Genomic DNA, 7,667 nt, shown 5'->3' on the forward strand with positions numbered 1-7,667 from the left:
TGTGGTTTTACCTACATAAATAACAGAATTACGATAATGATGCTAGCCTCCATTATTTTATTTAATAACCGTCACGTATAAAATTCCCCAAACTAAAAATATTGCACAAACTGCAAATAATATTTTTGCCAACTTTTCCATCATTGAACCCCTACTACCTTATTTTAAATCCACTACTGTAACACCGATTCCGCCTTCTGAGGCTGCACCATATCGATAAGATTTAACAGCTCTGTGTTTTTTTAAGTATTCTTGTACGCCTTGTCTTAGAGCACCTGTGCCTTTTCCATGAATGATATTAATTCGTGGATAACCAGCCAACAAAGCATCGTCAATATATTTTTCAACGCGAATTAACGCATCTTCATATCTTTCCCCTCTAAGATCAAGCTCAAGATTGACATGAAAATCCTTACCTTTTACTGAAGTAACCGTTCGTTCTTTTACTTCTTTAGGTGAACTAATATATTCGATATCACTTTCTTTTACCTTCATCTTAATAATACCGAGTTGAACTTGCCATTCACTTTCACCAATTTTATCAAGTAATGTCCCTTTTTGGTTAAAGCTAATTACTTTTACTTCGTCACCTTCACGAAGCTTCTTTTGTTTCTTTGGAGCCGCTTGAGGAATGGTCTTCTTAGGTGCATAAGGAATTGCCCCTTCTAAACGAGTCCTCGCCTCAATTAATTCATGATCTTTAATTGAAGACAGTTGGCTATTTTTAAGTTGTCTCAACTCTTTAATAATATCCTCAGCTTCTTGCTGTGCTACTTTAACACGCTTTTTCGCTTCTTCTTGAGCTCCACGATATAATTCATCACGGTGATCATAGAATTCCATCATTTGCTTTTGTAAATCTTTGAAAATACGTTCAGATTCTTTACGGAAGTCTTCTGCTTCTTTCCATTCTGTCTCTGCACCTTTTCGACTCGTTTCTAAAGATGCGATCATATTTTCAACTTCATTACTTTCTTCGCTTACATGATTTCTTGCTTTTTCGATAACACGATTTGAAAGTCCTAGTCTTCTAGAAATCTCAAACGCATTACTTCTACCAGGCACACCAATTAATAATCGATAAGTCGGACTTAATGTCTCAACATCAAACTCAACACTTGCATTCATAACTTGCTCTCGATTGTAGCTATATGCTTTTAATTCAGGATAATGTGTAGTTGCTACAACTCTTGCCCCATAATCGCTAACTTCATCCAAAATTGAGATTGCTAATGCTGCTCCTTCACCAGGATCAGTTCCAGCTCCTAATTCATCAAATAATACTAGACTATTATGATTTACATGTTTTAAAATATCGACAATATTAACCATATGCGAAGAAAATGTACTTAAGCTTTGTTCAATTGACTGCTCATCACCAATATCGGCAAACACTTGTTCAAACACACAGATTTCTGAGCCATCTAATGCAGGAATTTGTAGACCCGATTGTGCCATTAAAACACAAATACCAATTGTTTTTAAAGTAACTGTCTTACCACCAGTATTAGGACCAGTAATAACAATCGTTGTGTACTCTTTACCTAATTCAATATCATTAGCTACAACGACATCTCTTGGAATTAGCGGATGGCGTGCTTTTTTCAATTTAAAATATCGCTCGTTATTTAAAATTGGTTTACTCGCTTTAATAGCATGAGAGTAGTTTGCTTTTGCAAATAAGAAATCCATTTCAGCTAAAATCTTAACATTTTGCAATAAGTCTTCTGAAGCTTCAGCCACTTGACCTGTTAATGCCATTAAAATTTTCTCAATTTCTTGCTCTTCTTTAACTTTAGCCTCTTGTAAACTATTGTTTAACGTAACGATAGCTTGAGGTTCAATAAATAATGTTTGACCAGAAGAAGACTGATCGTGAACAATTCCGCCATATACATGTCTATATTCTTGTTTTACCGGAATAACGAATCGATCGTTACGGATTGTTACGATTGAATCAGATAACATTTTCTGAGCATTCGAGCCTCTAGTTAGACTTTCTAATTTTTCACGAATACGCGCTTCAGCAGTACGTACTTGTCCACGAATCATCCGAAGTGCCACACTAGCGTCATCTAAAACTTCACCATTATCACCAATAGCAGTTTTAATATTTTTATCTAGTTCTAATAAAGGAATGATTTGCTCACTTAATGATTCTAAATATGGAATCTCTACTTCACTTTCTATTAATCCTTCAATAAAACGAATCATTTGGCGTCCAGCATATGTAACACCTGAAATCGCTATTAGCTCAGAAGGTGAAAGCATTCCGCCAATATCCGCTCTTTTAACTTGCATTCTTATATCAGTTAATCCACCAAGTGGAACATTTCCGCGTAGACGGATCACTTTTACTGCTTCGTCAGTTGATTCATGTAGTTCGACAACTTCATCATAATCCGTACTTGGTAAAAGGTTTTTAATTCGTTCTTTACCAAGTGATGATGAAGCATGTTTAAGTAATTGTTCCTTTATTTTTTCGTACTCTAAAACTCTTAATGTACGATTCATACCCCGTACCTCCTTACACTCAATTACGTTTCCTTTCAATTAAGCTTAAAAGTTCGTGTAATTCAAATGTATTTACAATATTTTCTCTTTTTAACCAAGCCTTCTTGGCCGCACTTACCCCTACAGTCATATGCTCTAGCATATCAATGTTATGTGCGTCAGTATTAATTGAAAGCAACACACCAGCTTCACTGGCCATCATTAACATTTCTTTATTTAAATCTAGTCGATTAGGATTCGCATTTAATTCTAAAATTGTACCAGTTTCTTTTGCTACAGAAATTAATTCCTCGGCATTTACTTTGTATCCAGCTCGTCTTCCAATTTTTCGCCCTGTCGGATGTCCAATCATGTTAACATATGGATTTCTCATTGCATTTTTTAGACGCATCATAATTGTATCTTCATCTTGACTAAAGCTCGAATGAATTGATGCAATAACAAAATCTAGTGAACGTAAAACATCATCCTCATAATCTAATGAACCATCAGGCAAAATATCCATTTCTACTCCATGTAGAATTGTAAAATCAGTGTATTTTGCATTAACACGCTGAATTTCTTCCTTTTGTTTCCATAAGCGTTCAGGAGTTAAACCATTAGCGACTTTTAAATATTGAGAGTGGTCTGTAATAACAATATATTTATAGCCCTTTGCACGACAAACATCTGCCATTTCTTCAATTGAATAGCCACCGTCACTCCATGTAGAATGCATATGTAAATCAGACTTAATATCTTCTAAACGAATTAATGGATATTCATTCGTAAACGTTGAAACTTCTTTCCCATCCTCTCGAATCTCAGGTGGAAAACAAGGCAAATTAAAGTGAGCATAAAAGTCCTCTTCATTATCAAACGTTAAAACTTCACCAGTATTAACATTCTCAACACCATACTCACTAATTTTTTCATCACGCTCTTTTGCTAATTGGCGCATTGCTACATTATGATCCTTCGATCCAGTAAAGTGATGTAAAGTAGTCGCAAACTCCTTCGGCCAAATAATACGGAAGTCAACTGAAATTTCATATTCAGCACCTTTTAAAACTAGAGAAACCTTTGTATCCCCTTGTGCAATTACTCGTACGATTTCCGGAATAGAAAGTAATTGTTGTTTAATACTTTCCGGCTTATTAGAAGCAATAATAAAATCCAAATCCTTAACAGTTTCACGGACTCTTCGTAAGCTTCCTGCTCTAGAATATTTGTCAACATCTTTCATTCCTGCTAAATAAGCTTCAATTTTATCAGCAATTGGTAAGACATCAGCCAACGGCAAACGCTCTGGCTGCTTACCAAATTCCTCAATTGACTCTAAAATATTTTTCTCTGTTTTTTTACCGAACCCAGCTAATCCTTGTAATTTACCATTTAAACAAGCTTCTTTTAACTGCTCCATGCTCTCAATTTGTAATGCTTGATAGAGCTTAGCTACTTTCTTACCACCTAATCCAGGTAATCTAAGTAAAGGAAGTAAAGTTTTTGGTAAAGATTCTTGCAGTTCTTCTAAAACCGTACTTTTGCCAGTTTCAATATACTCTAAAATTACCGCAGAAGTCCCTTTTCCAATCCCTTTAATTGCTGTAAAGTCATCGATTTGTTCAAGACTTCTTTCATCAGCTTCAAGTGCATTAGCTGCTTTACGAAATGCCGATATTTTAAAGGCATTCTCACCTTTAAGCTCCAAATATGTTGCAATTTGTTCTAATAGTTTAATTAATTGCTTTTTATGCATCTTAAGTCACCTACTTAATTTACTAATTTGAACTCATTAAAGTATTTCGGAACTTGAAATTCCATTCCAAAGTTCCATCAATTGATTTGATATAAACGGTGTATGTTGCACCATAAAATAAGCGATATTAGACTTGTGTAATAAATCATGAACTGTATTGATTGGAACAATTAATGCAATAAATAAAGCTAAAATCGAAAATAAATAAACTTCGATAAAGCCTAAAATACCACCTAAAAAAGCATTCATTTGCTTTAAAACAGGTAACTGGAATATTCCATTTATTAATGAACCAATAAATGTGATTACTAGTCTTGTCCCAATAAATAGCAGGGCAAAAGCAATAATTTCATAAGCAAATCCTTGTACATTTACGACCTGACTTCCATTTATGTGCATTGGAAATAATTTTTTAAGTGAAGTAGCGGTCTGCTCATAATAATGATAAGCTAAATATAAGGATAGTAAAAAACCTAGTAATCGAACAAGGCTGCTAACAAATCCTCTTCTCCAACCTGTCAAAATTCCTAAAACAAAAATAATAAGTATTATTAAATCAATCATTGTCATTCTGCTCACTTTTCAATTGTTTTTCTACTAATTTTTCGAGCATTTCAGCTCTTTCTTTTAATTTTACATAATCACTCACAATATTGATTGCTGTCAAAACGGCTAATTTATTTGTATCCAAAAATGGATTTTTTTGATTTATTTCTTTCATTTTATCATCTACAATTGAGGCAACATGACGAATATGATCTGTGGACTCGTTACCAGTAATTGCATAATGTTGCCCATAGATAGTCACATTTAGTTTTTGTTTTGATGAAGAATTGGACAACTTCATACCTCCAATCAGCTATAAACATTCTAACCTTAACTATAACATGAAATTCAATACAATCAAAAGTATTGGAAATTATCTGTAACAAAGGAGAAATTTATGTCAAACACTGTATTAACAGTTTCCGAAGATACACTCTTAAAAATGAAATCATATTACCAAAATAGTCTTCAACCAAAAGTGCCACAAGGTGGAATTTTCATGGCCAAACCAACTGGTTGTACAATCACTGCTTATAAATCTGGCAAAGTAATGTTCCAAGGCTCAAATTGTGATGCTGAAGTAAGTAAATGGCAAGGGAAATCGGCTAGCCAAACTCCTAAAAAGGTAAATCCTACAAATTCGAATTCAACTTTACCAAAAAACTTTTCAAGTCTTGCAGTTATTGGGAGTGATGAAGTTGGTACTGGAGATTATTTTGGACCAATGGCAGTAGTTGCTTCCTTTGTAGATCCGAGTCAATTCGAATTACTAAAAGAATTAGGGGTTAAAGATTCCAAAGAATTAACTGATGATGCCATATGTAGCATCGCAAAAAAGATTATGCATGTCGTAACTTACAGTCTTTTAGTACTACACAATGAAAAATATAACGATATGCAAGAAAAAGGCTATAATATGAACAAATTAAAGGCCTTACTACACAATCAAGCAATTCGAAATACCATTTCAAAATTAGAAGGAAAAACGTATGACGCAATTTTAATAGACCAATTCACTCCTCCAAATCTGTATTACGGATATTTAAAAGGCACAAAAGAAGTGATTCGAGATAAAGTACAATTTGCTACAAAAGCTGAAGGTCTACATCTTTCGGTTGCAGTTTCTTCAATTCTAGCTCGCTATTCATTTCTTCAACAAATGGACAAATTAAGCGAAAAGGCTGGCATGACCTTACCAAAAGGAGCCGGTGCAAAAGTAGACCAAGCTGCTGCAAAACTAATTAAATTAAAAGGTTTTGAAGCTTTAAGAAGTCTAACAAAATTACACTTTGCTAATACAGAAAAAGCATTAAAAATTGCAAAGAAATAAATAAAAAAAGCTTTATTCTAAATGAAAAATTCATTTAGAATAAAGCATCTACTATAAATACAATGAAACCTAAAAGACTAGCAACTTGTTTTTGTTTTTTATATCGAAGCATTGGTTTAGATAATAGAAATAAACAAATTAAAAAACCAAAAGGTACTGGCAACCAAAATAATCGAAAAGGCAGAGAAGCTAGTACATAATAACCGATCATTTGAAAACCAAGATTATTAACATCCCGCTTAATGGCATCTTTATAAACTGCTAATACACCAACTAACAATCCAACATAAAGTAAAAAGACTAACATCAAGCCACCTCCAAGATTGTCCTACTAATAACCTATTCACCAAAGGCTTGTCTAAAGACACATAAAGAAAAATGTTTGTTCATATTCATAACATAGTAGAAACGAAGGAGGAGTTTTTAGATGAATAATTTATTAAACGAATTTAGTAGTCTAATCCAAACCGTCCCAAAAATCATCATATCTTTATCGAATACAAATTTTAGATCGAGCCCTACAAAATGGTCTAAAAAAGAAATCCTTGGTCATCTTTGTGACTCAGCGACTATGAACCATAAAAGATTTATAGACAGATTATCCTCAAACGATGAATTAATTCTGGAACTTTATAAACAAAATTCATGGGTAGAACTAAATGATTATCAAAACGGCTATACAATTGAAGAAATTCTTACTTTATGGACTGCGCTAAATAACCGATTCATCAATGTACTCTCAACTATTTCAGAAGATCAATGGAAACTACAATATAAAACTCAAAATGACGAAACAGTAACTCTAAGTTGGTTATTTACAGATTATATTGATCATATGAAGCATCATCTAAATCAAATCTTAGGATAGGAAAAGATATTGTCATGAAATTTAAAGTGAAGAAAAATCCACTACTAGTCGTTTTAATTCTGAGCTTAATCCCAATTATTATTTCAGTTCCAATTATTAGCATACTTGAAGGCGATAGCGCTGGAATCATTATAAGTCTAGTTGTCTTTGTCTTTTTATTGCCAATATTGATTGTTCTAGCTTGGGCATTATTTCACACGTACCACGAATTAACAGAAACCGAATTCAAATCAAAATTTGGTTTTATTAAAATTAACATCCCATATAGCGAAATTAAGACCGTTTGTTTTTCAAATAATCCCGTTTCATCACCAGCCTGGACTTTTAAACGATTAAAAATCGAATACAAAAGATACGAATTTGCATTGCTTTCACTACCAAAAGATGAAGAAATTTTTCTACGTGAAATAAAAAAGCATTGCCCAGACGCGACTATTTTAAATCGCCAAAAAACAGAGGTATTTAGTTAATTCAATAAGAAAACTTACAAGGTATTCTCTTCCTTGCGAGTTTTCTTTGTTTTTTGTACTCATACTCCAATAAAAAGATTGGTGTTTTATGAACAAATTTAAGCAATTTATGCACAAAAACACTACTTTACGAAGAAAGTTCACAGGTTTATGAACATTGTTCAAATTTTGTTCGTATATCTTTAAGTTAGTCTAAAAAGT

Annotated in this window: 8 protein-coding genes; 3 read left to right on the forward strand and 5 right to left on the reverse strand. The window is 33.2% G+C overall.

Annotated elements, in window-relative coordinates; all coding sequences use genetic code 11:
- Window positions 1-159 precede the first annotated feature (159 nt).
- Genes CN692_RS16795 through zapA form a run of 4 tightly spaced genes read right to left on the reverse strand, consistent with a single transcriptional unit; the run spans window position 160 to window position 5,093 of the window.
- Window positions 160-2,514 (reverse strand): endonuclease MutS2, encoded by a 2,355-nt coding sequence (locus CN692_RS16795; protein ID WP_098120320.1) that lies wholly within the window; start codon window positions 2,512-2,514, stop codon window positions 160-162.
- Window positions 2,515-2,533: 19 nt separating this feature from the next.
- A complete protein-coding gene (polX, locus tag CN692_RS16800; RefSeq protein ID WP_098120321.1) occupies window positions 2,534-4,252 on the reverse strand; it encodes a DNA polymerase/3'-5' exonuclease PolX in 1,719 nt (572 codons plus the stop codon).
- Window positions 4,253-4,288: 36 nt separating this feature from the next.
- Window positions 4,289-4,816, reverse strand: coding sequence for a CvpA family protein (locus CN692_RS16805; RefSeq protein ID WP_179865638.1), 528 nt, complete (start codon window positions 4,814-4,816; stop codon window positions 4,289-4,291).
- A complete protein-coding gene (gene zapA, locus CN692_RS16810) occupies window positions 4,809-5,093 on the reverse strand; it encodes a cell division protein ZapA (RefSeq protein WP_257131775.1) in 285 nt (94 codons plus the stop codon). Before zapA ends, CN692_RS16805 begins: the two co-directional genes overlap by 8 nt.
- A 102-nt stretch (window positions 5,094-5,195) precedes the next feature.
- Between zapA and rnhC the strand changes: the two genes are divergently transcribed.
- A complete protein-coding gene (gene rnhC / locus CN692_RS16815; protein ID WP_098120324.1) occupies window positions 5,196-6,128 on the forward strand; it encodes a ribonuclease HIII in 933 nt (310 codons plus the stop codon).
- Window positions 6,129-6,162: 34 nt separating this feature from the next.
- Here the strand turns inward: rnhC and CN692_RS16820 are convergent, their stop codons facing one another.
- On the reverse strand, window positions 6,163-6,435 hold the full coding sequence (locus tag CN692_RS16820; RefSeq protein WP_098120325.1) for a hypothetical protein: 273 nt from the start codon (window positions 6,433-6,435) through the stop codon (window positions 6,163-6,165).
- Window positions 6,436-6,555: 120 nt separating this feature from the next.
- Between CN692_RS16820 and CN692_RS16825 the strand changes: the two genes are divergently transcribed.
- Together CN692_RS16825 and CN692_RS16830 are read left to right on the forward strand one after the other, a co-directional pair.
- Window positions 6,556-6,996: a DinB family protein gene (locus CN692_RS16825; RefSeq protein WP_098120326.1), complete on the forward strand. Its 441-nt coding sequence runs from the start codon at window positions 6,556-6,558 to the stop codon at window positions 6,994-6,996.
- A 14-nt stretch (window positions 6,997-7,010) separates the two neighbouring features.
- The gene (locus tag CN692_RS16830; RefSeq protein ID WP_098120327.1) at window positions 7,011-7,466 is read left to right on the forward strand and encodes a PH domain-containing protein; all 456 of its coding nucleotides are present in this window, start codon (window positions 7,011-7,013) and stop codon (window positions 7,464-7,466) included.
- The last annotated feature ends 201 nt before the right edge of the window (window positions 7,467-7,667 follow it).

Source organism: Bacillus sp. AFS002410 (assembly GCF_002556365.1).
In the GTDB taxonomy this organism is placed as follows: Bacteria; Bacillota; Bacilli; order Bacillales; family Bacillaceae_G; genus Gottfriedia.